Annotated in this window: 21 protein-coding genes; 16 read left to right on the top strand and 5 right to left on the bottom strand. The window is 72.5% G+C overall.

What is annotated here, in order from left to right; all coding sequences use genetic code 11:
• Positions 1-252 (bottom strand): DUF5691 domain-containing protein (locus tag NGF19_RS26405; RefSeq protein WP_443735605.1); only part of this gene is annotated, 252 nt, incomplete at its 3' end.
• A gap of 44 nt (positions 253-296) precedes the next feature.
• The gene (locus tag NGF19_RS26400) at positions 297-1,649 is read right to left on the bottom strand and encodes an SWIM zinc finger family protein (protein WP_252428057.1); all 1,353 of its coding nucleotides are present in this window, start codon (positions 1,647-1,649) and stop codon (positions 297-299) included.
• 134 nt (positions 1,650-1,783) lie between these two features.
• On the opposite strand from NGF19_RS26400, the gene NGF19_RS26395 reads away from it, so the two are divergent.
• From NGF19_RS26395 to NGF19_RS26370, 6 genes are all read left to right on the top strand, one after another.
• A complete protein-coding gene (locus NGF19_RS26395) occupies positions 1,784-2,938 on the top strand; it encodes an ATP-binding protein (protein WP_252428055.1) in 1,155 nt (384 codons plus the stop codon).
• Between the two features lie 117 nt (positions 2,939-3,055).
• A complete protein-coding gene (locus NGF19_RS26390; RefSeq protein ID WP_252428053.1) occupies positions 3,056-5,419 on the top strand; it encodes a DUF5682 family protein in 2,364 nt (787 codons plus the stop codon).
• Complete coding sequence (locus NGF19_RS26385; RefSeq protein WP_252428051.1) at positions 5,416-6,609, top strand: VWA domain-containing protein; 1,194 nt, start codon at positions 5,416-5,418, stop codon at positions 6,607-6,609. Before NGF19_RS26390 ends, NGF19_RS26385 begins: the two co-directional genes overlap by 4 nt.
• Before the next feature lie 276 nt (positions 6,610-6,885).
• Positions 6,886-8,067 carry an ADP-forming succinate--CoA ligase subunit beta gene (gene sucC / locus NGF19_RS26380; RefSeq protein ID WP_252428049.1) on the top strand — a complete coding sequence of 394 codons (1,182 nt, stop codon included), beginning with the start codon at positions 6,886-6,888 and terminating at the stop codon, positions 8,065-8,067.
• A gap of 20 nt (positions 8,068-8,087) precedes the next feature.
• Entirely contained in the window at positions 8,088-8,972 is an 885-nt protein-coding gene (gene sucD, locus NGF19_RS26375; RefSeq protein ID WP_252428047.1) for a succinate--CoA ligase subunit alpha, read from the top strand.
• A 184-nt stretch (positions 8,973-9,156) separates the two neighbouring features.
• Complete coding sequence (locus NGF19_RS26370) at positions 9,157-10,695, top strand: cell division protein PerM (RefSeq protein WP_252428045.1); 1,539 nt, start codon at positions 9,157-9,159, stop codon at positions 10,693-10,695.
• A 42-nt stretch (positions 10,696-10,737) separates the two neighbouring features.
• Here NGF19_RS26370 and NGF19_RS26365 read toward each other — a convergent pair whose 3' ends face one another.
• A complete protein-coding gene (locus NGF19_RS26365; RefSeq protein WP_252428043.1) occupies positions 10,738-11,526 on the bottom strand; it encodes a hypothetical protein in 789 nt (262 codons plus the stop codon).
• Positions 11,527-11,858: 332 nt separating this feature from the next.
• Here NGF19_RS26365 and purN point away from each other — a divergent pair, with 332 nt between their 5' ends.
• Complete coding sequence (purN, locus tag NGF19_RS26360; RefSeq protein ID WP_252428041.1) at positions 11,859-12,509, top strand: phosphoribosylglycinamide formyltransferase; 651 nt, start codon at positions 11,859-11,861, stop codon at positions 12,507-12,509.
• Entirely contained in the window at positions 12,506-14,077 is a 1,572-nt protein-coding gene (purH, locus tag NGF19_RS26355) for a bifunctional phosphoribosylaminoimidazolecarboxamide formyltransferase/IMP cyclohydrolase (RefSeq protein ID WP_252428039.1), read from the top strand. Before purN ends, purH begins: the two co-directional genes overlap by 4 nt.
• A 135-nt stretch (positions 14,078-14,212) precedes the next feature.
• On the opposite strand, the gene NGF19_RS26350 is transcribed toward purH, so the two are convergent.
• Entirely contained in the window at positions 14,213-14,809 is a 597-nt protein-coding gene (locus NGF19_RS26350) for a hypothetical protein (protein WP_252428037.1), read from the bottom strand.
• A gap of 259 nt (positions 14,810-15,068) precedes the next feature.
• On the opposite strand from NGF19_RS26350, the gene NGF19_RS26345 reads away from it, so the two are divergent.
• The 4 genes from NGF19_RS26345 (at position 15,069) to NGF19_RS26330 (ending at position 19,704) form a co-directional block, all read left to right on the top strand.
• Entirely contained in the window at positions 15,069-15,923 is an 855-nt protein-coding gene (locus NGF19_RS26345; RefSeq protein ID WP_252428035.1) for a bifunctional methylenetetrahydrofolate dehydrogenase/methenyltetrahydrofolate cyclohydrolase, read from the top strand.
• 34 nt (positions 15,924-15,957) lie between these two features.
• Positions 15,958-16,425 (top strand): DUF3017 domain-containing protein, encoded by a 468-nt coding sequence (locus tag NGF19_RS26340; protein WP_252428033.1) that lies wholly within the window; start codon positions 15,958-15,960, stop codon positions 16,423-16,425.
• A 622-nt stretch (positions 16,426-17,047) separates the two neighbouring features.
• The gene (locus tag NGF19_RS26335; protein ID WP_252428031.1) at positions 17,048-18,163 is read left to right on the top strand and encodes an XRE family transcriptional regulator; all 1,116 of its coding nucleotides are present in this window, start codon (positions 17,048-17,050) and stop codon (positions 18,161-18,163) included.
• Between the two features lie 551 nt (positions 18,164-18,714).
• Positions 18,715-19,704, top strand: a complete 990-nt coding sequence (locus NGF19_RS26330; RefSeq protein ID WP_252428029.1) for a malate dehydrogenase — start codon at positions 18,715-18,717, stop codon at positions 19,702-19,704.
• 94 nt (positions 19,705-19,798) lie between these two features.
• On the opposite strand, the gene NGF19_RS26325 is transcribed toward NGF19_RS26330, so the two are convergent.
• Positions 19,799-20,575: a hypothetical protein gene (locus tag NGF19_RS26325; protein ID WP_252428027.1), complete on the bottom strand. Its 777-nt coding sequence runs from the start codon at positions 20,573-20,575 to the stop codon at positions 19,799-19,801.
• A 191-nt stretch (positions 20,576-20,766) separates the two neighbouring features.
• Here NGF19_RS26325 and NGF19_RS26320 point away from each other — a divergent pair, with 191 nt between their 5' ends.
• From NGF19_RS26320 to NGF19_RS26305, 4 genes are all read left to right on the top strand, one after another.
• A complete protein-coding gene (locus NGF19_RS26320; protein WP_252428025.1) occupies positions 20,767-22,287 on the top strand; it encodes an aldehyde dehydrogenase family protein in 1,521 nt (506 codons plus the stop codon).
• A 65-nt stretch (positions 22,288-22,352) separates the two neighbouring features.
• Entirely contained in the window at positions 22,353-23,900 is a 1,548-nt protein-coding gene (locus NGF19_RS26315; protein ID WP_252428023.1) for a GMC family oxidoreductase, read from the top strand.
• A complete protein-coding gene (locus NGF19_RS26310) occupies positions 23,897-25,024 on the top strand; it encodes a quaternary amine ABC transporter ATP-binding protein (protein ID WP_252428021.1) in 1,128 nt (375 codons plus the stop codon). The genes NGF19_RS26315 and NGF19_RS26310 overlap by 4 nt, the downstream gene beginning before the upstream one ends.
• Positions 25,024-26,970, top strand: a complete 1,947-nt coding sequence (locus tag NGF19_RS26305; protein ID WP_252428019.1) for an ABC transporter permease — start codon at positions 25,024-25,026, stop codon at positions 26,968-26,970. Before NGF19_RS26310 ends, NGF19_RS26305 begins: the two co-directional genes overlap by 1 nt.

The raw sequence follows: 26,970 nt of genomic DNA, 5'->3' as shown, positions 1-26,970 counted from the left end.
GGGCGGCGGGGGGCGCGTGTCCTTCGCCGACGGCTCCGGGCGGGCCCCCGCCGGTGCGGGGCGCAGTCCGGCTCTGCGGCGGACGGTCGCCACGGCGGCCAGGTCCAGCAGGGCTCCGGGCGCCTGGCGGCCGGGCGGCAGCCAGGGCGGCGTACGCCGGTCCGTGCCCAGCAGCGCCACGGTCATGACCTCCTCCCACGGCACCTCCTCCCCTGGCACGGCGGAGGGGGTGTCCCGCACGGTCGCACTCATGTCCGTCCCTTCCGGTCGCCCACCGGGATCGCTCGGGTGGGTCGTCAGCACAGCGGGACCGCCTCTCCCGCGCCTTCGGGCCAGGCCGTCAGCGGGGTGAAGCCGCGATGGCCGCACTCGCCGAAGACCGTGACCGGGGCGCCGCCCGACAGGGCGACCAGGCGCCACAGGCCCGGCCGCGCGGTCGCCGCAGCGGTGAGCGGCAGGGCCGTGTCGCCATCCGCGTCCGCGAGCTGCCAGGAGTCCTCGGACGGTGTCGGTACGACCCGGCCCAGCGTCACCGGGAACGAGTCCAGCCAAGGGTCCTCGCGCAGCGCCTCTCCGTAGCGCGCCGCCGCCCGTGCCGTGCTCACGCCCGGCGGCCGGATCCGGGCCGGGGCCGGGGCCGTGAACCGCTCGCCCAGGGCGGCCCGGAGCTGCCCCGCCCCCGGATACGCCGACAACTCCGCCTCGAAGGCCAGGCCCACCGGGAGGGACAGCTCCGGCGCACGTCCCGCCGCGCCGTACGAGAGGAGCAGCGCGGTGCGGTCGGACTCCGCCCCGTACAACCAGATCCGGCGGGTGGTGAGCCGGCTGTCCGCGGTGTCGTACTGCGCGAGGACCAGCCAGTGGTCGCGGACGGGCGGACCGTCCGGCGCACCCGGCAGGCCGACCCGTGAGCGGACCGTCGCCGCCGTTCCCTCCGGCAGCAGTGCGCGGCGCAGCCAGCCCTGGGTCAGCAGATGCAGCAGCGCGCACTCCTCCAGCAGACGCACCGGCCAGCCCGGCCCCGACGACGGGATCGCCCCCAACTCCCGTACGCGCGCGGCCAGTCCCGGAGCCTGCGCGTCGACCATCCGCGCCGCCGTCTCCTCCCACAGCGCGTACCCAGCCTGCTCGGCCGCGGCCAGGCCGCCGCGCAGCACGTCGGCCAGCCGCTGCTCCAGCTCCGTCGCCCCCGCCGTGATCCGCTCGGCGCGGCGCTCCGCCCGGCGCCGGGCCGCCTCCGGATCAGCGGACGCGCCGTACCCCGAGCCGTCCGCCGTCCGCCGCTCCCGCGCGCGCTGTCTGCGCCCCTCGATCCACCGCTCCGCCCAGTCCGGCGCCTGCCCCCGCGGCACCTCCCCGTCCTCGCCCGCCCAGAGCAGCAGCAGCCCCAGCGCGTGCTTGCACGGGGACCTGAGGCTCGGGCAACTGCACAGGGACGCGGGCCCGGCCGCGTCCGTGAGGTCGACCACCGTCCGGTACGGCGCGCTGCCGCTGCCCTCGCACAGCCCCCACACCGCCCCCTCGTCGGACCTGCCCGCCCCCGACCACGGCCCGGCCGCGCCGAGTTCGCTTCCCGCTCTGCGTGATCCGGCGTCAGGAGCCAGTGCCAGCACCTGATCCGCCGTCCAGCGCACCCCCTGCTGAGTCATGTCCTCGACGGTAGGACGCACCACTGACAATCGGCCGTCGAGACGGCGTTCCCGCAGGTCGCGACGCGTTGTCAGTGGCGTGGTGCACGGTAGGTGACAGATCCGAACCGGCCGAGCTGCAGGGGGAATCAGCCATGCCTGTGTCCGTTGATCCGCTGTCCGTCGACCCGAGTACGAGCCTGTCCGCGCCCGCGAAGGAGAGCGGGACGTCCGAGGTCCTGCGACCGCACGCCGAGGACGCCTTCGCGGCCGAACTCACCGCACTGGCCGCGCAGGACGACCGTCCCCGCCCGGCCCGCTGGAAGCTGTCGCCGTGGGCCGTGGCCACGTATCTGCTGGGCGGCACGCTGCCGGACGGCACGGTGATCACACCGAAGTACGTGGGCCCGCGCCGGATCGTCGAGGTCGCCGTCACCACGCTCGCCACCGACCGCGCCCTGCTCCTCCTCGGCGTGCCCGGCACGGCGAAGACCTGGGTGTCCGAGCATCTGGCGGCGGCCATCAGCGGCGACTCGACCCTGCTCGTGCAGGGCACGGCCGGGACCCCGGAAGAGGCGATCCGCTACGGCTGGAACTACGCGCGGCTGCTCGCGCACGGACCCAGCCGCGACGCGCTCGTGCCCAGCCCCGTCATGCGGGCCATGGCCGAGGGGATGACCGCGCGTGTCGAGGAGTTGACCCGCATCCCGGCCGACGTGCAGGACACGCTGATCACGATCCTCTCGGAGAAGACGCTGCCGATACCGGAGTTGGGGCAGGAGGTGCAGGCCGTCCGCGGCTTCAATCTGATCGCGACGGCCAACGACCGCGATCGCGGGGTCAACGACCTGTCGAGCGCGCTGCGTCGCCGCTTCAACACGGTGGTGCTGCCGCTGCCGGAGAGCGTCGAGGCGGAGGTCGACATCGTCTCCCGCCGGGTCGACCAGATCGGCCGTGCGCTCGATCTCCCGGCTGTGCCCGACGGCATCGACGAGATCCGCCGCGTCGTCACGGTCTTCCGCGAACTGCGCGGCGGCATCACGGCGGACGGCCGTACGAAGCTGAAGTCGCCCAGCGGCACGCTGTCCACCGCCGAGGCGATCTCCGTCGTCACCAACGGGCTCGCGCTGGCGGCCCACTTCGGCGACGGCGTGCTGCGCGCGAGCGATGTCGCCGCGGGCATCCTCGGCGCCGTCGTACGGGATCCGGCGGCCGACCGCGTCGTCTGGCAGGAGTACGTCGAGGCGGTGGTCCGCGAGCGGGACGGATGGGCGGACTTCTACCGCGCGTGCCGGGAGGTGACCGCGTGAACGGCTTCTCGTGGACCTGCCGGGGAGGGGTGACCGGCGTGACGGTGGCCGGGGACCGCGTGGGCGCGGCAGTGGGCGACGAGGACCCGGGATGGTCCGGACCGCGAGGGGGATCAGGTGGCAAGCGCTGACAGGCCGCCGGGCGGGGCGCGGGGCGAGGGGCCGCTGCTGCTCGGGGTGCGGCATCACGGCCCGGGGTCCGCGCGGGCGGTACGGGCCGCGCTGGAGGCGGCCCGGCCGCAGGCCGTACTGATCGAGGGGCCGCCGGAGGCGGACGCCCTGATCCCGCTCGTGGCCGACGAGGAGATGCGACCGCCGGTGGCACTGCTCGCCCACGCCGTGGACGAGCCCGGACGGTCGGCGTTCTGGCCGCTGGCCGAGTTCTCCCCGGAGTGGGTGGCCCTGCGCTGGGCCGTCGAGCACGGCGCCGCGGCCACGTTCATCGACCTGCCGGCCGCGCACACGCTGGCGTGGGAGAAGGAGGGGGAGGGGGAGCAGCCGCCGACGACGGGGGGCGGGGCCGGCCCCGTCCGTGTGGATCCGCTCGCCGTGCTCGCCGACGCCGCCGGGTACGACGACCCGGAGCGATGGTGGGAGGACGTCGTCGAGCACCGGGGCGCGGGGAAGGGGGACGCGCTCGCGCCGTTCGCCGTGCTGGAGGAGGCCATGGCGGCGCTGCGCGAGGAGTACGGCAGCGGGGGACAGGAGCGCGACCTCGTACGGGAAGCGCACATGCGGCTCCGCGTGCGCGCCGCCCAGCGGGAGTTCGGGCGGGAGGTGGCCGTCGTGTGCGGGGCATGGCATGTGCCCGCGCTGCGGCGGAAGTCCACCGTCGCGGCCGACCGCGCCCTGCTGAAGGGGCTGCCCAAGGTGAAGACGGACATGACCTGGGTGCCCTGGACGCACCGCAGGCTGTCCCGGGCCAGTGGCTACGGGGCGGGCATCGACTCGCCCGGCTGGTACGGGCATCTGTTCGAAGCCCCCGACCGGCCGGTCGAGCGGTGGCTGACCAAGGTCGCCGGGCTGCTCCGCGCGGAGGACCGGATCGTGTCGTCCGCCCATGTCATCGAGGCGGTCCGGCTCGCCGAGACGCTCGCGGCGCTGCGCGGGCGTCCCCTGCCGGGGCTGTCCGAGACGACCGAGGCGGTACGGGCCGTGATGTGCGAGGGCTCGGACGTGCCGCTCGCCCTGGTGCACGACCGCCTGGTGGTCGGCGATGTCCTCGGCGAGGTGCCGGCGTCGGCTCCCGCCGTGCCGTTGCAGCGGGACCTCGCGCGCCTGCAGAAGCGGCTGCGGTGCAGACCGGAGGCCGTGGAGCGGGAGTTGGAGCTGGATCTGCGCAAGGAGACGGACGCCGCGCGCAGCAAGCTGCTGCACCGGCTGCGCCTGCTCGGCGTCGACTGGGGCAGGCCCGCGGTATCGCGCGGCACCACGGGCACGTTCCGGGAGACCTGGCGGCTGTGCTGGGAACCGGAGTCGGCGGTGCGGGTCGCCGAGGCCGGGGTCTGGGGGACGACCGTGCTCGCCGCCGCGAGTGCCAAGGCCGAGGCGGACGCGGTCGGCGCGCGGGCGCTCGCCGATGTCACGCGGCTCGCCGAACAGTGCCTGCTGGCGGAGTTGCCGGACGCGCTCCCCATGGTGATGCGGGTCCTCGCCGACCGCGCGGCCCTCGACGCCGACGTCGGCCATCTCGCCCAGGCCCTGCCCGCCCTCGTCCGCTCGCTGCGCTACGGCGACGTGCGCGGCACGGACACCGGGGCGCTGGCGGGCGTCGCGGCGGGCCTCGCCGAGCGCGTCTTCGTCGGGCTGCCACCCGCGTGCGCCGCGCTGGACGCGGAGGCGGCGGAGGAGATGCGCGGTCATCTGGACGCGGTGCACGGGGCGGTGGCGCTGCTCGCGGAGGCGACCGCCGCGGCCCACGGCGATCTGCGCGGGCGGTGGCGTGCCGTGCTCCGGACCCTCTCGTCGCGGGACACCGTTCCGGGTGTCGTGCGCGGGCGGGCCGTGCGACTGCTGCTGGACGAGGGGGAGTTGGCGCAGGACGAGGCCGCGCGGCTCATGGGGCTCGTGCTGTCGCCGGGGACGGCACCGGCGGACGCCGCCGCGTGGATCGAGGGGTTCGTCGGGGGCGGCTCGGGCGGCGGCATGCTGCTCGTGCACGACGAGCGGCTGCTCGGGCTGGTGGACGCCTGGCTGACCGGGGTGCCCGCGGAGGCGTTCACCGACGTACTGCCCTTGCTGCGGCGCACGTTCTCCGCGTACGAGTCCGGGGTGCGGCGCACGCTCGGCGAGCTGGTGCGGCGCGGGCCGCGGGACGGCGCGGCGGCGACCGGCGCGGGCCTCCCCGGATTCGCGCCCGACCTCGACGCCCGGCGGGCGGACGCGGCGGTGCCCCTGCTGCGGCTGCTGCTCGGCCTGGACGAGCCCGCCGGAAGCGATGCCGACGACCCTGCGAACGACCTTGTGGGAGTGGCCCCATGAGCACACAGCGAACCGATCGCGAAGCCCCCGAGGTATCCGAGGTCTCCGAGGCGGCCGAGCGGTTGCGGCGATGGCGGCTCGTGCTCGGAGGAGACGCGGCGGACGGCACCGGGTACGGGCTCACCGGGCAGGACGCGGCGATGGACGGGGCGTTGGCCGCGCTGTACGGCAAGGGGGACAAGCCGCAGCGGGGGCGGGACCGTTCGGCGGGGCTCGGGGCGTCCGCGCCGTCCGTGGCGCGCTGGCTCGGGGACATCCGGACGTACTTCCCCTCGTCCGTCGTCCAGGTCATGCAGCGCGATGCCATCGACCGGCTCGGGCTGTCCACGCTCCTGCTGGAGCCCGAGATGCTGGAGGCGGTCGACGCGGACGTCCATCTGGTCGGCACGCTGCTCTCGCTGAACAAGGCGATGCCGGAGACCACCAAGGAGACCGCGCGAGCAGTGGTGCGCAAGGTCGTCGAGGAGCTGGAGAAGCGGCTCGCCACCCGCACCCGCGCCGCGCTCACCGGCGCCCTCGACCGCAGCGCCCGTATCACCCGGCCCCGCCACCACGACATCGACTGGAACCGCACGATCGCGGCCAACCTCAGGCACTACCTGCCCGAGCACCGCACCGTGGTGCCCGAGCGGCTGATCGGCTACGGGCGGGCGTCCCGGTCGGTGAAGAAGGAAGTCGTCCTCTGCGTCGACCAGTCGGGCTCGATGGCGGCGTCTGTGGTGTACGCGTCCGTGTTCGGGGCGGTCCTCGCCTCCATGCGGTCCCTCGCCACCCGGCTCGTCGTCTTCGACACGGCCGTCGCCGACCTCACCGACCAGCTCGAGGACCCCGTCGACGTCCTCTTCGGCACCCAGCTCGGCGGCGGCACGGACATCAACCGTGCGCTGGCCTACTGCCAGACGCGGATCACCCGGCCCGCGGAGACCGTCGTGGTCCTCATCAGCGATCTCTACGAAGGAGGCATCCGGGACGAGATGCTCAAGCGGGTGGCCGCGATGAAGGCGTCGGGGGTGCAGTTCGTGACGCTGCTCGCGCTCTCCGACGAGGGGGCGCCCGCGTACGACCGCGAGCACGCGGCGGCGCTCGCGGCGCTCGGTGCACCCGCGTTCGCGTGCACCCCCGACCTGTTCCCGGAGGTGATGGCGGCGGCGCTCGAGAAGCGGCCCCTGCCGATACCCGAGGCGGCGTGACCACCGGGCCCGCCACAAGGGGTCTACCGGACCAATCCGGACCCCGGTGGGACCCTGTCGGCCCGGCCGCGCGTGTGACAGGTATCACCGCTCAGGTGTGACCTCCGATTTAGGGCCCCACCGCAAGCGGCGATAACCTGCGAGACGGACATGCCGCGCGCTCGGACACCGTGTGCGCCTCCCTAGTGACACTGCGGACGTCACGTTGCCCTGCGCGGCACGCCCACGCAACCAACGAACCACGAACCGCGAGATCACTGATAGGGACGGAAGCGCGTGGACCTGTTCGAGTACCAGGCGAGGGACCTCTTCGCCAAGCACGGTGTACCGGTGCTGGCCGGTGAAGTCATCGACACGCCTGAGGCGGCGCGCGAGATCACCGAGCGGCTGGGCGGCAAGTCGGTCGTCAAGGCGCAGGTGAAGGTCGGTGGTCGCGGCAAGGCCGGTGGCGTGAAGCTGGCCGCCTCGGCGGACGAGGCCGTGGCCCGCGCCACGGACATCCTCGGCATGGACATCAAGGGCCACACGGTCCACAAGGTGATGATCGCCGAGACGGCTCCGGAGATCCTCGAGGAGTACTACGTCTCCTTCCTCCTCGACCGTGCCAACCGCACCTTCCTCTCCATCGCGTCCGTCGAGGGCGGCATGGAGATCGAGGAGGTCGCGGCCACCCGTCCCGAGGCCGTCGCCAAGATCGCGATCGACGCCATCGACGGTGTCGACAAGGCGAAGGCCCAGGAGATCGTCGCCGCGGCGAAGTTCCCGGCCGAGGTCGCCGACCAGGTGGCCGACGTCCTGGTGAAGCTGTGGGAGGTGTTCATCAAGGAGGACGCCCTCCTGGTCGAGGTGAACCCGCTGGCGAAGGTCGCCTCCGGTGACGTCATCGCCCTCGACGGCAAGGTGTCCCTGGACGAGAACGCCGAGTTCCGTCACCCCGAGTTCGAGGAGCTCCGCGACAAGGCCGCGGCCAACCCGCTCGAGGCCGCCGCCAAGGAGAAGAACCTCAACTACGTCAAGCTCGACGGTGAGGTCGGCATCATCGGCAACGGCGCCGGGCTGGTCATGTCCACCCTGGACGTCGTCGCCTACGCCGGTGAGAACCACAAGGGTGTCAAGCCCGCCAACTTCCTCGACATCGGTGGCGGTGCCTCCGCCGAGGTCATGGCGAACGGCCTGGAGATCATCCTCGGCGACCCGGACGTGAAGTCCGTGTTCGTCAACGTCTTCGGCGGCATCACCGCCTGCGACGCGGTCGCCAACGGCATCGTGCAGGCGCTGGAGCTCCTCGAGGCCAAGGGCGAAGAGGTCACCAAGCCGCTGGTCGTGCGCCTCGACGGCAACAACGCCGAGCTGGGTCGCCAGATCCTGGACGACCGCAACCACCCGCTCGTGCAGCGTGTGGACACCATGGACGGCGCGGCCGACAAGGCCGCCGAGCTGGCTGCTGCCGCGAAGTAAGGGACGAGGTCACACACACCATGGCTATCTTCCTCACCAAGGAATCCAAGGTCATCGTCCAGGGCATGACCGGCTCCGAGGGTCAGAAGCACACCCGCCGCATGCTGGCCTCCGGCACGAACATCGTCGGTGGCGTGAACCCGCGCAAGGCCGGCCAGGTCGTCGACTTCGACGGCACGGAGATCCCGGTGTTCGGGTCCGTGGCCGAGGCGATGGAGAAGACCGGCGCCGACGCCACGGTCATCTTCGTCCCGGAGAAGTTCACCAAGGACGCCGTGATCGAGGCCATCGACGCCGAGATCCCGCTCGCCGTCGTCATCACCGAGGGCATCGCGGTCCACGACACCGCCGCCTTCTGGGCGTACGCCGGCAAGAAGGGCAACAAGACCCGGATCATCGGCCCGAACTGCCCCGGTCTGATCACCCCGGGCCAGTCCAACGCCGGCATCATCCCGGCCGACATCACCAAGCCGGGCCGTATCGGCCTGGTCTCGAAGTCCGGCACGCTGACGTACCAGATGATGTACGAGCTGCGTGACATCGGCTTCACGACCTGCGTCGGCATCGGCGGTGACCCGATCATCGGCACCACGCACATCGACGCGCTCAAGGCGTTCCAGGACGACCCCGAGACCGACCTGATCGTCATGATCGGTGAGATCGGTGGCGACGCCGAGGAGCGGGCCGCGGCCTTCATCAAGGAGAACGTGACCAAGCCGGTCGTCGGCTACGTCGCGGGCTTCACCGCGCCCGAGGGCAAGACCATGGGTCACGCGGGCGCCATCGTCTCCGGTTCGTCGGGCACCGCCCAGGCGAAGAAGGAGGCCCTGGAGGCCGCCGGCGTCCAGGTCGGCAAGACGCCGACCGAGACGGCGAAGCTCGCCCGCGCCATCCTCGCCGGCTGATCACGGCCGACGTCGGCTGACGCCGACCGGGCCGCACGCGCCCTACGGACGGGCCCGCACTCCCCACCGGAGTGCGGGCCCGTCCGCGTGCTGAGCACACGTCACAGAGGTGTCCCGTACGGGCGACACATCCGAGCTTCGTCCGTTACGCCGGGAATGTGCCCGGTGTTGGGAGCATGGCGGCGTGACGCCATGGACCGACCACCGCACGCCCTCGCCCCCGCGTCCCCGCTCGTGTGACCGGTCGCCCGGACCGGGCGCCTGCCTGCTGGCCGGTGCCGTCGCCGCGACGCTGGGGCTCGGTGTGCTCGCCCTCCTCGTGATGACGCTGTGGATCAGCTTCCCGTACCCCGACAGCGGACCCGACGACGCCCTGCACCTGGCCGCCTCGCTGTGGCTGCTCGCGCACGGCGTCGACCTCGTCCGCATCGAGACGCTCTCCGGCGTGCCCGCGCCCGTCGGCGTCACCCCCCTGCTGACGACCCTGCTGCCGGTCTGGCTGCTGTACCGGGCGGCGCGTGACGCGACGGAGGGAGAGGCGACGGAGGCCGGGGGCGCCGCGCCGCTCCTCGCCGTGCGCACGGTGTGGTGCGGCACGGTGGCGGGCTATCTCGGGGTGAGCGCGGGCGTGGCGCTGTACGCCTCGGGCGGGACCCTGCGGCCGTCATGGACCTGGACGGCCGGATGTCTGCCGCTGCTGGCCGTCGCGGCGGCGGGGGCCGGGGTGTGGACGGCGTACGGGCGCCCGTGGCGGCCTCTGGCGCGGCGGATGCGCTGGGCGCTCGGAAGCCCTGAGCGCGGGGGACAGGCGTGGCTGCGGAGCGCCGTGCGGGGCGCGGTGGCCGGGACGGTGGTGCTGGTGGGCGGGGGCGCGGTGATCGTGGGCACCTCGCTGGTGTGGCACGGCGACGCGGCGCGGCTGGCGGTGCTGCAGCAGGCGGGCGGCTGGCCGGGGCGGTGCGCGGTCCTGCTGCTGGCGGTCGCCCTGATGCCCAACGCGGCGGTGTGGGGAGCGGCGTACGGGCTCGGGCCCGGGTTCCTGCTGGGCGCGGGCCGGTTGACCGGACCGCTGGTCGCGGCGCGGCACTCGGCGTCGCTGCCGCCGTTCCCGCTGCTGGCGGCGGTCCCCGGCGGCGGAGGCGGGCCGGTGCGCTGGGCGGTGGGGGCGGTGCCGGTCGCGGCGGGGGTGGCCGTGGGGTGGCTGGTGGCGCGGGCGGCGTGCCGGGACACCGCGTGGTCGGCCCGGCGGACGGCGGGCGCGGTGGTGGCGGCGGGGGCGCTGTGCGGGGTGCTGCTCGGCGGGCTCGCGCAGGCGGGGGGAGGGCCGCTCGGGGTGGCCGCGCTCGCGCGGTTCGGCCCGGTGGGGTGGCAGGTGGGGGTTGCCGCGGCCGGTTGGACGGTGGGGGTGGGGATGCCGGTGGGGCTGGCGGTACGCGCGTGGGGGCTGCGCGGGCGTACGACACAGCCGGGGAAGCCCCGAGCGCGCCGGGTATCTCAGGCGGCGACGCCCGTGATCCCGGTCCCCGCGCCCGCGCTCCCGGAACCGGTCGGCGCCCCGGCACCCGCATCACGCGCAAGCGACCGCCCGACCGACCGGAGCCGGAACCGGACGGCATGGGAGGACCCGGACCTCAAGCCGTACGAGGCGCTGCCTCCCGAGGGGAGCCCGGCGCGGAAGCCGCAGGACCCCGGCGGGACACGTACGGGTGGAGCAGGTGCCTGAGCGACCGCGTCACCGGCCCCTCGCACCCGCTCTCACCCGCTCTCACTCCGAATCCAGCATCCCCTGCAGCTCCTTCGGCAGCAGCGTGCTGCACGACTGCTTCGCCTCGTGCGTCAACGCGTCGTCGACGCATGTGTAGTAGTCGCGGTAGACGAGCTGGGCCGTGAACATGATCGCCACCACCAGGAGCGCCAGCGACGCCGTGACCAGGCCGCTGATCGCCGCCGTCGTCTGCGGGCGCGACGGCGGGGCGGGGTTCTTCGCGTCGGGGGAGGGCGTACGCGGCTTGGCGCGCAGGGCGCTCACGCCCCAGTACAGCGCCAGCGCGCCCAGCAGCAGGGCCACGGGCAGCCAGTCGAAGAGGGCGAAGAAGAACGCCCACATGCCGCCGAGGAGCGCATAGCGCGCGCGGCGTTGGGCCGGGTCCGTGGGATCCCAGCGCAGGCCGCCGCCACCGCCGGGCCCCTCGGGGCCGCCCTGGCCGTTCTGCCCGCCCTGGCTGCCCGGACGCTCGCCGAAGTGGCCGCCCGTCGCCGGGCCCGGCTGCCGGTCGCTCCACTGACCCCAGGCGGAGCCCCCGTCGCCGGAGCCCTCCTGTCCTTGCCCTTGGCCGTGTCCCTGCCCCTGGCCGGGCGCCGGATGCCGGGGCTGCCAGGGACGGTCCGGCGCGCCCTCCGGCGGCGGCGCGAAGGGGTTGTCGTCCGCGGGCTTCCGCGGACCCGCCCCGCCGTTCGCGGACTCACCGCCCTCCTCGTTCCGCAGGGGTGGCACGGACGAGGGGCGCCGCTCGCGCAGCAGCAGCGGAAGGAGTCGGAGACTGCGGACCGGCATCAAGTGTGCGTCTTCCCCTTGTGGTTCTGGCGTGCGGCGTACCTACGGAGCCGCCGCGACGCAGGCGCGCCTCGGGCAGGTGCGCCTGTTCCGGATCAACGTCCCACGCGGGCGCGGCGTTCCCCGCGTCGAACCGGGTTTCCCAGGGCGTCTCCTCCCCAGACGCTACCTTCCGGCCACATCCCCGTCCCGTGGGGGCCGTCCTGTGTGCCGGTATCGTTGCTGGCGGTCGGCCGTTTCGTAGACTTCCCCGTATCCCGGGGTGCGAAGCATTCGTACGACCGTACAAACGCTCTCCCGAGCGACCGCACTCCGCGAGAAAGGGCCCCGCCGTGGCCGAGTCCGTGGCCGAGACCGTCACCGAGTCCCCGGTCAAGCGCCTGGTCGTCCTGGTCTCCGGGTCCGGCACCAACCTCCAGGCACTCCTCGACGCCATCGCCGAGATGTCCGCCGCCGTCTACGGCGCGGAGGTCGTCGCCGTCGGCGCCGACCGCGACGGCATCGAGGGGCTGGCCCGCGCCGAGCGCGCCGGGCTGCCGACGTTCGTGTGCCGGGTCAAGGACCACGAGAGCCGGGAGGCGTGGGACGCCGCCCTCACCGAGGCCGTCGACGCGTACGAGCCCGATCTCGTCGTCTCCGCCGGGTTCATGAAGATCGTGGGCAAGGAGTTCCTCGCGCGGTTCGGCGGGCGGTTCGTCAACACCCACCCCGCCCTGCTCCCCAGCTTCCCCGGCGCCCACGGCGTACGGGACGCACTCGCGTACGGCGCCAAGGTCACCGGGTGCACCGTCCACTTCGTCGACGACGGCGTCGACACCGGACCGATCATCGCGCAGGGCGTGGTGGAGGTCCGGGACGAGGACGACGAGAGCGCTCTGCACGAGCGCATCAAGGACGTCGAGCGAAGGCTGCTCGTCGAGGTCGTGGGGCGTATCGCCCGCAACGGCTATCGCATTGAGGGACGAAAGGTAGTAATCCTGTGACCGCCGAGAGCACGAAGCGGCCCATCCGGCGCGCGCTTGTCAGCGTCTACGACAAGACCGGGCTGGAGGATCTCGCCCGCGGACTCCACGAGGCCGGCGTCGAGCTGGTCTCCACCGGGTCCACCGCCGCGAAGATCGCCGCGACGGGTGTTCCCGTCACCAGGGTCGAGGAACTGACGGGCTTCCCCGAGTGCCTGGACGGGCGGGTCAAGACCCTGCACCCCAAGGTGCACGCGGGCATCCTCGCCGACCTGCGCCTGGACAGCCACCGGGCGCAGCTCGCCGAACTGGGCGTGGAGCCGTTCGACCTCGTCGTCGTGAACCTCTACCCCTTCCGCGAGACGGTCGCCTCGGGGGCGTCCCCCGACGAGTGCGTCGAGCAGATCGACATCGGCGGGCCCTCCATGGTCCGCGCCGCCGCCAAGAACCACCCGTCCGTGGCCGTGGTGACCAGCCCGGCCCGGTACGCCGACGTGCTGGCGGCGGTCCGCGACGGCGGCTTCGACCTCACCGCGCGGGGGCGCCTCGCGGCGGAGGCCTTCCAGCACACCGCCGCGTACGACGTGGCCGTGGCCTCCTGGTTCGCGTCCTCGTACGCGCCCGTCGACGATGCGGCGGCCCGGTTCCCGGACTTCCTGGGCGCCACCTTCGCGCGCAAGAACACGCTGCGCTACGGCGAGAACCCGCACCAGCCCGCCGCCCTCTACGTGGACGGCGAGAGCGGCGGCCTCGCCGACGCCGAGCAGTTGCACGGCAAGGAGATGTCGTACAACAACTACACGGACACGGACGCCGCGCGCCGTGCCGCGTACGACCACGACGAGCCCTGCGTCGCGATCATCAAGCACGCCAACCCCTGCGGCATCGCGGTCGGCGCGGACGTCGCCGAGGCGCACCGCAAGGCGCACGCCTGCGACCCGCTGTCCGCGTACGGCGGTGTCATCGCCGTCAACCGCCCGGTGAGCCGGGAGATGGCCGAGCAGGTCGCCGAGATCTTCACCGAGGTCATCGTCGCGCCCGACTACGAGGAGGGCGCGCTGGAGGCCCTCACCAAGAAGAAGAACATCCGGGTGCTGAAGGCCCCGAACGGCCCGTCGAACACGGTCGAGTTCAAGCAGATCGACGGCGGCGCGCTCCTTCAGGTCACCGACCGGCTCCAGGCCGAGGGCGACGACCCCGCGCACTGGACCCTCGCCGTGGGCGAGGCGCTCTCCCCCGCCGAACTGCGCGAACTTGCCTTCGCCTGGAAGGCCTGCCGCGCCGTCAAGTCCAACGCGATCCTGCTCGCGAAGGACGGTGCCTCGGTCGGCGTCGGCATGGGTCAGGTCAACCGCGTGGACTCCTGCAAGCTCGCCGTCGAGCGGGCCGGGGAGGAGCGGGCCCGGGGTTCGTACGCCGCCTCGGACGCGTTCTTCCCGTTCCCCGACGGGCCGGAGATCCTGATCGCCGCGGGCGTCAAGGCGATCGTGCAGCCCGGCGGTTCGATCCGTGACGAACTCGTCGTGGAGGCCGCGAAGAAGGCGGGCGTGACCATGTACGTCACGGGCACGCGCCACTTCTTCCACTGACGGCGAGGCGCTGACAGCAAGTCGCAGTCAGCGCAAGTCGCTGTCAGGGCAAGTCGCTTACGACACAGGGCCGTGTTCCCCCCTCGCGGGTGGGACACGGCCCTGTGTGCGGTGGCGTGTTGAGAGGTGTTCCGGTCAGTAGCCCACCTGCCGCGGGCGGTTGAACCAGGCGGAGCCGTTGGCGTTGCCTACGAAGACCGCGACGAGGATGGCCAGCACGGTGTGCAGCAGACCGACGACGAGGAACGGGTAGATACCGAGAATCGCGGTGATGATGGCGAAGACCATGATCGTGATGCGGACGCCGTTGCCACCCGAGTTGAACTTCACGGCCAGCACGATCGCGAACACCAGCCAGGCCACGGCGAAGATCATGCACGCCCACACCACGCCTGACGACTGGTCGGCGAGCTGCTGGAAGGCCGAGTTGTCCTTCAACTCCGCGTCGTTCTTGGCGACGCTGATGGTCCTCACGAGGAGCGCGTAGATGATCACCCCGATCACCTGAAGGCCGACGATGACCCACATCAGTACACGGGCCGTGCTGACCGTGCCGGGCATGGTCGTCAGGACGGGCTGCTGGCCGTAGTCCCCGAGCGGAGGCGCCTGCGGATAGCCGTAACCGGGCTGGCCCTGCGGCTGGCCGTAAGCGGGCTGACCCTGCGGCTGGCCGTAGCCGGGCTGCTGGCCCTGGGGCGGTCCGTAGGGGTTGTTCTGATCACCGAAACTCATGAGCGGTCTTTCCTCCGTCTTGCTCACGTGCGGGGACGAGCGCGGTAGGGATCGGAGGAGAGTTCTACAGATGCGGTTCGTCCCCCCGGAAACCGCCCGCGGCACTGTCCGTTCATCGTTCTCAAAGCCGCGCGCATTTGTCCAGCGTTCCCTCATTTGTGTTGTGCAAGTGCAACATCGCTGGTCACGGATGCGAAGAGGGACGGGCAACGGGTCCCCGGATTGGAACCAGGGGTGGTTCATCCGGGAGGATGGGGGCATGACCGCCCAGATTCTCGATGGCAAGGCCACCGCAGCAGAGATCAAGTCCGATCTGACCGCCCGCGTGGCGGCGCTGAAGGAGAGGGGCGTCACGCCCGGCCTCGGCACGATCCTGGTCGGGGACGACCCCGGCAGCCAGAAGTACGTCGCGGGCAAGCACCGTGACTGCGCGCAGGTCGGTATCGCCTCGATCCAGCGCGAACTGCCCGCGACGGCCACGCAGGAGGAGATCGAGGCGGTCGTCCGCGAGCTCAACGACGACCCGGCCTGCACCGGTTACATCGTGCAGCTCCCGCTGCCCAAGGGCATCGACGAGAACCGCGTCCTGGAGCTGATGGACCCGGACAAGGACGCGGACGGCCTGCACCCGATGAACCTCGGCCGCTTGGTCCTCAACGAGCCGGCGCCGCTGCCCTGTACCCCCAACGGCGTGCTCACCCTGCTGCGTCGTCACGGCGTGGAGATCAAGGGCGCCGAGGTCGTGGTGGTCGGCCGGGGCGTGACCATCGGGCGCCCGATGCCGCTGCTGCTCACGCGGCGCAGCGAGAACGCCACGGTCACCCAGTGCCACACCGGCACCCGCGACCTCTCGGCGCACCTGAAGCGGGCCGACATCATCATCGCCGCGGCGGGCTCCGCGCATCTGGTCCGGGCCGAGGACGTCAAGCCGGGCGCGGCCGTGCTCGACGTCGGCGTCTCGCGCACCGCCGAAGGCAAGATCGTCGGTGATGTCCACCCCGACGTCGCCGAGGTGGCGGGCTGGATCTCCCCGAACCCGGGCGGCGTGGGCCCGATGACCCGTGCCCAGCTTCTCGTCAACGTGGTCGAGGCGGCGGAGCGCAGTGTCGGCTGAGGACAGGCCCGAAGGCCTCCGGGAGAAGGAGTCCGTGGCGACGCGGGCCACGGACTCCGAGCCCGGCGTGGCGGACGCCGTCAGCGCCCCTGACGCTCAGGGCAGGCCACGGCGTACCACGCGGCGGTTCCCGCGTATCACCCGCGACACGGCGCGGCCCGAGGGCGGTGGCCGGGCGGCGCCCGGTGACGCTCCCGCGCCCGCCCGTCAGTGGCCGGTCCTCGCGGTCCTGGGCGTCGCCGCCCTCGGGCTGCTGGTGACCGCGCTGGACGCCTTCCGCTTCGGCACGATCCTGGTCGGGGCGGCGCTGCTGGGCGGTGCCGTGATGCGCTGGATGCTGCCGGACGTGGGCATGCTGGCGGTGCGCTCCCGCTTCACGGACATGGTGACGTACGCGCTGCTGGGCGGCGCCATCGTGCTGTGCGCGCTGATGGCCCAGCCGAACGCCTGGCTGGAGTTCCCGTTCCTGGACGAGACCCTGCACTTCACGATCCGCACGTGAACTCGCCCGCCCGCTTGGGCACTTACACCACGTGAGTGCCCATGACGCGTGACACGTGAGTACGGAGAACGCGCAAGCCCTGGAAAGGGCGGCGCCCAGCCTCTCCCCCGTGGGAGGCCGGGCGCCTTGGGGCGGGGGGACCGCCCGAGAACCACCCTCATCGACCTGCGGTGACTCTTCAACCGCTGACGGTCCGCTGTGGCACGGAAGTGACCGTTCCGCTACGTGCCTGCGGATCAACGCACCCGAACGCTCGGCCGAACGCCCTTCCGCGCGGCGTGCGTTGACCTCGCCGACAGGACTCGCCGCGTCGCTCGGCACGGTCACCGCATGCCGAGGTCTCCGCTGTGTCCCCGTTGTGTCGATGTGTTGACAAGTTCGCGCATCCGCGTCGAATCATCCGTACGTCCGGGCTAGCGTTGTTCCCGGCCGTATGAGCGAACTCGGCCGCGCACAACGGGCGTGCGAGGTGTGGGGGATTGCCCGAATGCTCCCGTGCGCCCCCGGTTCGGCAAGCAAGACCCTGGCCGGACCCGTTCCCGTGGGTAACCAGAACGGGGACACGGCAGCGGGCACCACGCATGGGGAAGACCGCAGGAAACGGGGGAAGAGGGGGGAAGCGATGCCGCGTTGGAGGGCCTTGCCCGAGGAACTCGACCCGCAACTGAGGGAGTTCGCGAGCCAACTGCGACGGCTCGTGGACCGCAGCGGGCTGAGTGTCTCCGCGGTGGCCGACCGCACGGGCTACAGCAAGACGTCCTGGGAGCGTTACCTCAACGGCCGGTTGCTCGCGCCCAAGGGCGCGATCGTGGCGCTGGCCGAGGTGACCGGTACGAACCCGGTCCATCTGACGACGATGTGGGAGCTGGCCGAGCGCGCCTGGAGCCGCTCGGAGCTGCGCCACGACAGGACCATGGAGGCCATACGGATCTCCCAGGCCCGCGCGGAACTGGGGGAGTTCGGGGCGGCTCCGGAGATCGACGACCGCGGTGGCAGGACGGCACCACCGCGCGGCGCCACGGCGACGGCGGGCGCCGCGGGCGTGGTGCCGTCCGTGCCGCAGCAGCCGACCGCCACGGAGGCCCGGGACGCCGAGGGGAGTTCACGGACGTACCGGGGTCCCGCCGGGCAGCGGAGAGACACGGGCAGGGCGCCGGACAGCCCGGTCCGTACGCCGGGGACGTACGGACCGGTGACGGCCGACGGCCTCCCGCGCGACGGCGGCGGTCCGCCGGAACAGGCGCGTCCCAAGCGGCGGTTGGCGATGTTCGCCGCGGGCGTGGTCGGGGCCCTCGTGGTGATCGGGGTGGCCTTCGCCCTGACCGACGGGGACGGCAGGAAGAGCGAGAGCGCGGCGAAGCCGTCCCCCGCGCTCGTGAGCCCGTCCCCCGATCTGCCGCCCGGCGTCAAGTGCGGCGGCGCGAGCTGCACCGGCAAGGACCCGGAGGCCATGGGCTGCGGCGGCACGCTGGCGCGGAGCGCCACCAGCGTCACCGTCGGCACGACCCTCGTCGAGGTCCGCTACAGCAAGACCTGCGGCGCGGCGTGGGCCCGGATCACCGGGGCCGCTCAAGGGGACACGGTCGAGGTGTCCGCGGGGGCGACACCCCGACAGCGCGGGTCGGTCGACGTCCCCGGGAAGGCGGACGCGTACACCCCGATGGTGGCCGTGAAGAGCCCGGCGGAGGCGAAGGCCTGCGTGTCGCTGCGGTCGGGCCGCACGGGGTGCACGGCCTGACCGTACGGGGTGCACGGTCTGACCCTACGGGGCCGGGGCGGACACGGCGTGCGGGGGAGCGGGACGTCAGAGGGAGGGGCGTACGGAACGCGGGCGCGCACCGCTCGGTGAAAACAATCGGCGCGCGGTACGCATGAGTGTCCGCGCACGGGGCATGCGGACCGTTACCCCCCACGGGAGTCCAGCAGTGCCGGAAGGCCCCGGGCCTTCCGGCCGGACGCCACACGGCGACCGCCTCACCCCTCCGCTCACCCCTTCCGGACAGGCGGTCGCCGTGCCCGACACCGGGTGTTCGCCGTGCTCCGTACCGGGTGTTCGCCTTGCCTCGTACCGGCCCCGTACCGGCTGTGTGGGCCGGGCCACAGGGACCCGGCCGTCTCGGATGCCGGATGCGCGATAGCCTGACGGGTGGATCTCTCTTGACGCCAAGTGATCGATCATTCGTACCGGTGATCGATCGCCGTGGTCGGCACCGGTCACCAGCCGGAGCGGGGATCCCGCACCCTCCGGGGCGACAAGCCCCCACCGCCTGCTGTCATACGGAGAACGCCATGACCCGCACTCCCGTGAACGTCACCGTCACCGGCGCGGCCGGCCAGATCGGCTACGCACTGCTCTTCCGCATCGCCTCCGGCCAGCTCCTCGGCGCGGACGTGCCGGTCAAGCTGCGCCTGCTGGAGATCACCCCCGCGCTGAAGGCCGCCGAGGGCACGGCGATGGAGCTGGACGACTGCGCGTTCCCGCTCCTCCAGGGCATCGACATCAGCGACGACCCGAACGTGGCCTTCGACGGCGCCAACGTCGCCCTCCTCGTGGGCGCCCGCCCGCGCACCAAGGGCATGGAGCGCGGTGACCTCCTCCAGGCCAACGGCGGCATCTTCAAGCCGCAGGGCAAGGCCATCAACGACCACGCCGCGGACGACATCAAGGTCCTCGTCGTCGGCAACCCGGCCAACACCAACGCGCTGATCGCCCAGGCCGCCGCCCCGGACGTACCGGCCGAGCGCTTCACCGCGATGACCCGCCTGGACCACAACCGCGCGCTCACGCAGCTCGCGAAGAAGACGGGCACCTCGGTCGCCGACATCAAGCGCCTGACCATCTGGGGCAACCACTCCGCCACCCAGTACCCGGACATCTTCCACGCCACGGTCGCGGGCAAGAACGCCGCCGAGGTCGTCAACGACGAGAAGTGGCTGGCCGAGGACTTCATCCCGACCGTCGCCAAGCGCGGTGCCGCCATCATCGAGGCCCGCGGTGCCTCGTCGGCCGCCTCCGCCGCCAACGCCGCCATCGACCACGTGCACACGTGGGTCAACGGCACCGCCGAGGGCGACTGGACCTCCATGGGCATCCCGTCGGACGGCTCCTACGGCGTCCCGGAGGGCCTGATCTCCTCCTTCCCGGTCACCACCAAGAACGGCAGCTACGAGATCGTCCAGGGCCTGGACGTCAACGAGTTCTCCCGTGCCCGCATCGACGCGTCGGTGAAGGAGCTGGAGGAGGAGCGCGAGGCCGTTCGCGCGCTCGGCCTCGTCTGAGCCCGAGCCGTCACGGTTCTTCCGTAAGCAGTCCCGCAGGCCCCGTTCCGGTCACCCGGAGCGGGGCCTGCGGCCGTTCAGGGCCGACCGGTCGTCAGGTCTGCCGCTCCTGCAGCACTTCCCTGAACTTCGAGACGTCCACGGACTGGTGAGCGGACGGGGTCCGGGACGGGACCGGCTTGCCGTAGTCCGTGAAGGTCAGACTCAGATCCGTACCGGGACCCTTCTGGGCCGCGCGGTACAACCGGTGCGGTTCGTCCGCCGTCACATACAGCGTCGACGTCATGGAGTTCGACCGGGACGTCAGCGGGATCACCCGCGTACCGTCCAGCGTCGTCTCAGCGCCCCGCTCCAGCGACTGCGGCTGGGACGACGTGGTGCCCTTCTGCAGGGCCTTGAGGTCGCACATCGCCGCCACGCCCTTGAGGAGGTCGTCGGACGCCGGGCCGTGGATATAGCGGTCCTTGAACACCTGCGCCGCGTGCGCGCCCTGCCGGCCGGGCAGTTCGGCCTTCCAGAAGGCCTTGTCCGGTTTCAGCCAGACGTCGCCGCCGTGCTTGACGAGCTTCACGGTGCCGCCGTGCGCGCCCATCGTCATGACGCCCGTGCAGTTGCCCTTGCTGTCGAGCGCGAGGTCCAGCTTGGCCGCGCGGCTGAAGCTGGCCGCCGTCTCCGGGCTCCGGTCCACGTAGTCGAGCCGCAGCGAGTTCGTGTTCCGCAGTTGTTCACGCGCCGTCGTGGCCAGTTGCTGCGCGCTCGAGTCACCGCCGGTCTCGGCCCAGGCGGTGGTCCCCGAGGTGATCAGGAGTGCCGCGGTCGCGGCCGTCACCGTACAGGTCGTCGCCGTCGTGCGGCGATGCGTCACGGTCATCGCGTCACCTCCATGGGTGCCCAGTCCACCGTACGTTTGCCCCCTTTCCCCCGCATGTTCAGTGACGCGGCGCACTTTCGGGCATCGAATGCGCATGCATCCCCAGCTCAGGGGCAGACGCACCCGGTACCCGAGCGTGACACGTATGTGACGCAGGGGAACCGGACAGGAACGGAAGGCAGTACCGACTCATGGCCCCACAGCAGGCGCGGCAGGCGCAGCAGACGATTCACGTGGACGGGGAGTGGCGCGAAGCCGCCTCCGGCGCCGCCCGCGAGATCCTCGATCCCGCGGATGCCACGCCGATCACCTTGGTGGCGGAGGGGGACGAGCGGGACGCCGACGCGGCGGTCGCCGCCGCCCGCCGCGCCTTCGACGAGGGCCCCTGGCCGCGTACGCCCGCCGCCGAGCGGGCCGCGCTCCTGCAGCGCGTCGCCGCCCTTCTCCTGCGCGACCGCGAGGAGTTGGGGCTGCTGGAGAGCCGGGACACGGGCAAGACGCTGGAGGAGGGCCGGATCGACATCGACTGTGTCGCCGACGCCTTCCGCTACTTCGCCGCTCTCGTCGCCGCCGAGAGCGCGGGCCGTGTCGTGGACGCGGGCTCCCCGGACGTCCACAGCGTCGTCGTACAGGAGCCCGTCGGTGTCTGCGCTCTGATCACACCCTGGAACTACCCGCTGCTGCAGGCGAGTTGGAAGATCGCGCCCGCGCTCGCGGCCGGTAACACCTTCGTGGTCAAGCCGAGCGAGATCACGCCGCTGACCACCATCGCCCTGATCGAGCTGCTCGCCGAGGCCGGGCTGCCCGCCGGAGTCGCGGGCATCGTCACCGGCCCCGGGCACTCGGTCGGCGCCCGGCTCGCCGAGCATCCCGACGTCGACCTCGTCTCCTTCACCGGCGGGCTCGTCAGCGGTACGAAGGTCGCGCAGGCCGCCGCGGTGGGCGTCAAGAAGGTCGCCCTCGAACTCGGCGGCAAGAACCCCAACGTCGTCTTCGCCGACGCCTGTGCCACCGAGGAGGGCTTCGACACCGCCGTCGACCAGGCCCTCAACGCGGCCTTCATCCACAGCGGGCAGGTCTGCTCGGCGGGCGCCCGCCTCATCGTGGAGGAGTCCCTGCGCGAGCGCTTCGTCGCCGAACTGGCCCGCCGCGCAAGCCTGATCCGCCTCGGTCGCGGCACCGAGAAGGGTGTCGAGTGCGGCCCGCTGGTCTCCGCGCGACAGCGCGAGCGGACCGAGGAGTACGTCGCCGCCGCGCTCGCGGAAGGGGCAGTGCTGCGCTGCGGCGGCAAGCGGCCCCAGCCGAGCGCGACCCGGCCCGCAAGCGGCTACTTCTACGAGCCGACCGTCCTCGACCAGTGCCACCGGCAGATGAAGGTCGTACGGGAGGAGGTCTTCGGGCCCGTGCTGACCGTGGAGACCTTCCGCACGGAGGACGAGGCGGTCGCGCTCGCCAACGACACCGAGTACGGACTCGCGGGCGCCGTCTGGACCGCCGACGCCGGCCGTGCCCGGCGCGTCGCGGGGCGCCTGCGCCACGGCACCGTCTGGATCAACGACTTCCACCCCTACCTTCCGCAGGCGGAGTGGGGCGGCTTCGGCAAGAGCGGTGTCGGCCGCGAGCTGGGCCCCGCGGGCCTGGCCGAATACCGCGAGGCCAAGCACATCTACCAGAACCTCGCGCCGAAGCCGGTCCGCTGGTTCGCGGGCTGAACCCGCCCCACCCTTCGACCTCCCGCAGCACCCCCACCCCCACCAGCACCTTGGAGCAACCTGCCATGCACCAGACCGCGCACACCTACGACTATGTCGTCATCGGCGGCGGTACCGCGGGGTCCGTCATCGCCTCCCGCCTCACCGAGAACCCGGACGTCACGGTGGCCGTCATCGAGGGCGGCCCCAGCGACGTCGGCCGCGACGACGTGCTCACCCTGCGCCGTTGGCTGGGCCTCCTGGGCGGCGAACTCGACTACGACTACCCGACCACCGAACAGCCGCGCGGCAACTCGCACATCCGGCACAGCCGCGCCCGCGTGCTCGGCGGCTGCTCCTCGCACAACACGCTGATCGCGTTCAAGCCGCTGCCCTCCGACTGGGACGAGTGGGAGGCCGCCGGGGCCGAGGGCTGGGGCGCCGTCCCGATGGAGGCGTACTACGCCCGGCTCCTCAACAACATCGTTCCGGTGGACGAGAACGACCGCAACGCCATCGCCCGCGACTTCGTGGACGCGGCCCAGGCGACCCTCGGCGTCCCGCGTGTCGAGGGCTTCAACAAGAAGCCGTTCACCGAGGGCGTCGGCTTCTTCGACCTCGCCTACCACCCCGAGAACAACAAGCGTTCCAGCGCGTCCGTCGCGTATCTGCACCCGGTGATGGACGAGCGCCCCAACCTGACGCTGTTCCTGGAGACCTGGGCGTACCGACTGGAGATGGACGGCACCCGGGCCGAGGGCGTGCATGTGCGCACCCAGGACGGCGAGGAGATCCTCGTACGGGCCCGCCGCGAAGTCGTCCTGTGCGCGGGCGCCGTCGACTCCCCGCGGCTGCTGCTGCACTCCGGCATCGGCCCGAAGGAGGACCTGGACAAGCTCGGCATCCCCGTCGTGCACGATCTGCCGGGGGTCGGCGAGAACCTGCTCGACCACCCCGAGTCGGTGATCGTGTGGGAGACGCACGGTCCGATCCCGGAGAACTCCGCGATGGACAGCGACGCCGGGCTGTTCGTACGCCGCGACCCCGACCACGCGGGCCCGGACCTGATGTTCCACTTCTACCAGATCCCGTTCACCGACAACCCGGAGCGAATCGGCTACGAGCGGCCGGAGTTCGGCGTCTCCATGACCCCGAACATCCCCAAGCCGAAGAGCCGTGGCCGCCTCTACCTGACGAGCGCCGACCCCGAGGACAAGCCCGCGCTCGACTTCCGCTACTTCACCGACGAGGACGACTACGACGGCCGCACCCTCGTGGACGGCATCCGGATCGCCCGTGAGATCGCGAAGACCGAGCCGCTGGCGGGCTGGCTCAAGCGGGAGGTCTGCCCCGGCCCGGACATCACCGGCGACGAGGAACTGAGCGACTACGCCCGCAAGGTCGCCCACACCGTCTACCACCCGGCGGGCACCTGCAAGATGGGCGCCGAGAGCGACGAACTCACCGTGGTGGACCCCGAGTTGCGGATACGCGGCCTGGACGGCATCCGGATCGCCGACGCGTCCGTCTTCCCGACCATGACCGCGGTGAACCCGATGGTCGGCGTACTGATGGTGGGGGAGAAGTGCGCCGATCTGCTCGGTGGCGCTCCGGCCGGGGGTGACGCCCGATGAGTACGGATGCCTCAAGTACCTCTGTCCGCACCGAGGTCGATACGCCGGTGTTCTCGGTGGCGGGCCTGTGGAAGGTCTTCGGGCCCAAGGCGGAGCGTGTGCCCGCCGACCCCGAGCTGGCCGCGTTGAGCGCTGCCGAACTGCGCGAGCGCACCGGCTGCACGGCCGCGATCCGCGATGTGGGCTTCGATGTCCGCAAGGGCGAGGTCTTCGTCATCATGGGCCTGTCCGGCTCCGGCAAGTCCACGCTGGTGCGCTGTCTGACCCGGCTGATCGAGCCGACCGCAGGCACCCTCGCCATCGACGGCGAGGACGTCCGCGCCATGGACAAGGCCCGGCTGCGCGAACTGCGCCGCCACCGGGCCGCGATGGTCTTCCAGCACTTCGGCCTGCTGCCGCACCGTACGGTCCTCGACAACGTGGCGTACGGCCTGGAGATCCAGGGCGTGGGGCGGGCCGAGCGCCGCGAACGGGCCGCCGCCTTCGTCGCCAAGGTCGGCCTGGAGGGCATGGAGCAGCGGCGCCCCGCCCAGCTCTCGGGCGGCCAGCGGCAGCGGGTCGGGCTCGCCCGCGCGCTCGCCGTCGACCCCGAAGTGTTGCTGTTCGACGAGCCGTTCAGCGCGCTCGACCCGCTGATCCGGCGCGATATGCAGGAGGAGGTGGTCCGGCTGCACCGCGAGGAGGGCCGCACGATGGTCTTCGTCACCCACGATCTGAGCGAGGCGCTCAAGCTCGGCGACCGGATCGCCCTGATGCGCGACGGCCGTCTGGTGCAACTGGGCACCCCCGAGGAGATCGTGGGCTCCCCGGCCGACGACTACGTCCGCGCCTTCGTCCGGGACGTGCCGCGGGAGCAGGTGGTGACCGTCCGTACGGCCATGCGCGCCGCGTCCGCCGAGGAGACGGCGGACGGCCCGGCACTGCCGCCCGACGCGACGGTGGCGGAGGCCATCGAGGCGGTGGCCCGCACCGGGTCACCGGCCCGGGTCATGGACGAGGGACGCTGCCTGGGGGTCGTCGACCACGACCGGCTGCTCCGTGTCGTGGCGGGCACCGAGCAGGGTCCTGGGCGTCGGGCGCCGGAGGCCGGGCAACGGCCTGAACGCCACGACAAGGCGGCCTGATGGCCGCACTCACCACGACCACCACCGCCTCTCGCGCCGCCGTCCTTCCCGGCGTCCTCCGGAACCGGTCCGCAGGCAAGCTGCTCCTGCTCGCGGTCGCCGCGGCGATCCTCGTACCCTTGCTGAACGCCCGCTGGGGCAGCGGCAGTTGGCCGCACGCGCTGACCGTCGACCTCTCCGCGCCCCTCGCCCGCACCAGCGACTGGATCATCGACAACCGCGACAGCCACCCCCTCTTCCTCTACTTCTTCGGCCACCTCAGCAACGCCGTCGTCCTGTCCGTACGCGCCGTCTACCTGGTGCTCCTCGCGGCGGGCTGGGCGGGCGTGACGGTCGCCGCCGGGCTGCTGGCGTGGCGTACCGCGGGGATGCGCCTGGCCCTCGCTACGACGGCCGCGTTCCTCGCCTGCGGGCTGCTCGGCATGTGGGTGCCCACCATGCAGACGCTGGCGCTCATGGTGGTCGCGGTGCTCGCCTCCGTCGCGCTCGGCGCCGTGCTCGGACTCGCCGCCGGGCTGTCGGACCGCACCTACCGGGCGCTGCGCCCCGTCCTCGACACCATGCAGGTGTTCCCGGCGTTCGCGTACCTCCTGCCCGTCGTCCTGGTCTTCGGCATCGGCGTCCCCGCGGCCGTCTTCGCCACGGTCGTCTACGCGGCCCCGCCGATGGCCCGGCTCACCGCGCTCGGACTGCGCGACGCCGACAAGGAGGTCCTCGAAGCGGTCGAGTCGCTCGGCACCACCGCGCGCCAGCGCCTGCTGACCGCCCGTCTCCCGCTGGCCCGCCGGGAACTGCTCCTCGGCCTCAACCAGACGATCATGATGGCGCTCTCCATGGCGGTCATCGCCTCCGTGATCGGCGGCGGCGGCCTCGGCGACCGCGTCTACCAGGCACTCGCCTCGGTCGACGTGGGCGCCGCACTCGCCGCGGGCATCCCGATCGTGCTGCTCGCGGTCGTCCTGGACCGGGTCACGGGCGCGGCGGGCGAACGCCCCGGACCCGGCGGCCGGGCCGGGTGGGCGTACGCCGCCGGGGTCACCGTCGCCGTCGCCCTGGCCGTACGCCTCCTCGGTCGCCCGGACTGGCCCGCGTCCTGGACCGTACCGATCGCCGCCCCGGTGAACCGCGCCGTCGACTGGATGACCGCCCACCTCTACACGGGCGTCCCGTACGTGGGCGGCACCGCCGACTGGGCAGCCCGCTTCACGACCTGGGTCCTGGACCCGGTCCGGGCGGGCCTGCAGTGGCTGCCCTGGTGGTCGGTGCTGCTCGTCGTCGCCGCGCTCGCCTGGCTGATCGGCACCTGGCGCACCGCGCTCACCGCCGTCCTCGCGATGGCCGCGACCGGCGTGCTCGGCGTGTGGAAGCCGTCCCTGGACACGCTGTCCCAGGTCCTCGCGGCCGTCGCCGTCACCCTCGTCCTCGGGCTCGCGACGGGCATCGCCGCCGCCCGCAGCGACCGCCTCGAACGGCTGCTGCGCCCGGTCCTGGACGTCTTCCAGACGCTGCCGCAGTTCGTGTACCTGATCCCGGTCGTCGCGCTCTTCGGCGTCGGCCGCGCGCCCGCCGTCGCGGCGGCGATCGTGTACGCGTTCCCGGCCGTCGTCCGTATCACCGCGCAGGGGCTGCGCCAGGTCGACCCGGCGGCCCTGGAGTCGGCCCGCTCGCTCGGCGCGACCAGCGGCCAGCAACTGCGTCAGGTCCAACTCCCGCTGGCTCGCCCGGCGTTGCTGCTCGCCGTCAACCAGGGCGTGGTGCTGGTCCTCGCCGTCGTCATCATCGGTGGCCTGGTCGGTGGTGGCGCGCTCGGCTACGACGTCGTCTTCGGCCTCGCGCAGGGCGATCTGGCGACCGGTCTGGTGGCCGGCGCGGCGATCGTCTGCCTCGGCCTGATGCTCGACCGGGTGACCCAGCCCACCGGACACCACCCGAAGAAGGGAGCGTGA

Origin of the sequence: Streptomyces macrolidinus, assembly GCF_023887685.1 — a bacterium.
In the GTDB taxonomy this organism is placed as follows: Bacteria; Actinomycetota; Actinomycetes; order Streptomycetales; family Streptomycetaceae; genus Streptomyces; species Streptomyces macrolidinus.
The sequence above is the reverse complement of the archived record's forward strand: the minus strand, read 5'-3'. Positions and strand labels throughout refer to the sequence as shown.

Coding starts and splice junctions, on each gene's coding strand:
- NGF19_RS26395 (WP_252428055.1), top strand. CDS start 1,784: ATGCCTGTGTCCGTTGATCCGCTGTCCGTCGACCCGAGTACGAGCCTG.
- NGF19_RS26315 (WP_252428023.1), top strand. CDS start 22,353: ATGCACCAGACCGCGCACACCTACGACTATGTCGTCATCGGCGGCGGT.
- NGF19_RS26365 (WP_252428043.1), bottom strand. CDS start 11,526: ATGCCGGTCCGCAGTCTCCGACTCCTTCCGCTGCTGCTGCGCGAGCGG.
- NGF19_RS26330 (WP_252428029.1), top strand. CDS start 18,715: ATGACCCGCACTCCCGTGAACGTCACCGTCACCGGCGCGGCCGGCCAG.
- NGF19_RS26310 (WP_252428021.1), top strand. CDS start 23,897: ATGAGTACGGATGCCTCAAGTACCTCTGTCCGCACCGAGGTCGATACG.
- NGF19_RS26345 (WP_252428035.1), top strand. CDS start 15,069: ATGACCGCCCAGATTCTCGATGGCAAGGCCACCGCAGCAGAGATCAAG.
- NGF19_RS26350 (WP_252428037.1), bottom strand. CDS start 14,809: ATGAGTTTCGGTGATCAGAACAACCCCTACGGACCGCCCCAGGGCCAG.
- NGF19_RS26320 (WP_252428025.1), top strand. CDS start 20,767: ATGGCCCCACAGCAGGCGCGGCAGGCGCAGCAGACGATTCACGTGGAC.
- sucD (WP_252428047.1), top strand. CDS start 8,088: ATGGCTATCTTCCTCACCAAGGAATCCAAGGTCATCGTCCAGGGCATG.
- NGF19_RS26400 (WP_252428057.1), bottom strand. CDS start 1,649: ATGACTCAGCAGGGGGTGCGCTGGACGGCGGATCAGGTGCTGGCACTG.
- NGF19_RS26325 (WP_252428027.1), bottom strand. CDS start 20,575: ATGACCGTGACGCATCGCCGCACGACGGCGACGACCTGTACGGTGACG.
- NGF19_RS26385 (WP_252428051.1), top strand. CDS start 5,416: ATGAGCACACAGCGAACCGATCGCGAAGCCCCCGAGGTATCCGAGGTC.
- NGF19_RS26305 (WP_252428019.1), top strand. CDS start 25,024: ATGGCCGCACTCACCACGACCACCACCGCCTCTCGCGCCGCCGTCCTT.
- NGF19_RS26335 (WP_252428031.1), top strand. CDS start 17,048: ATGCCGCGTTGGAGGGCCTTGCCCGAGGAACTCGACCCGCAACTGAGG.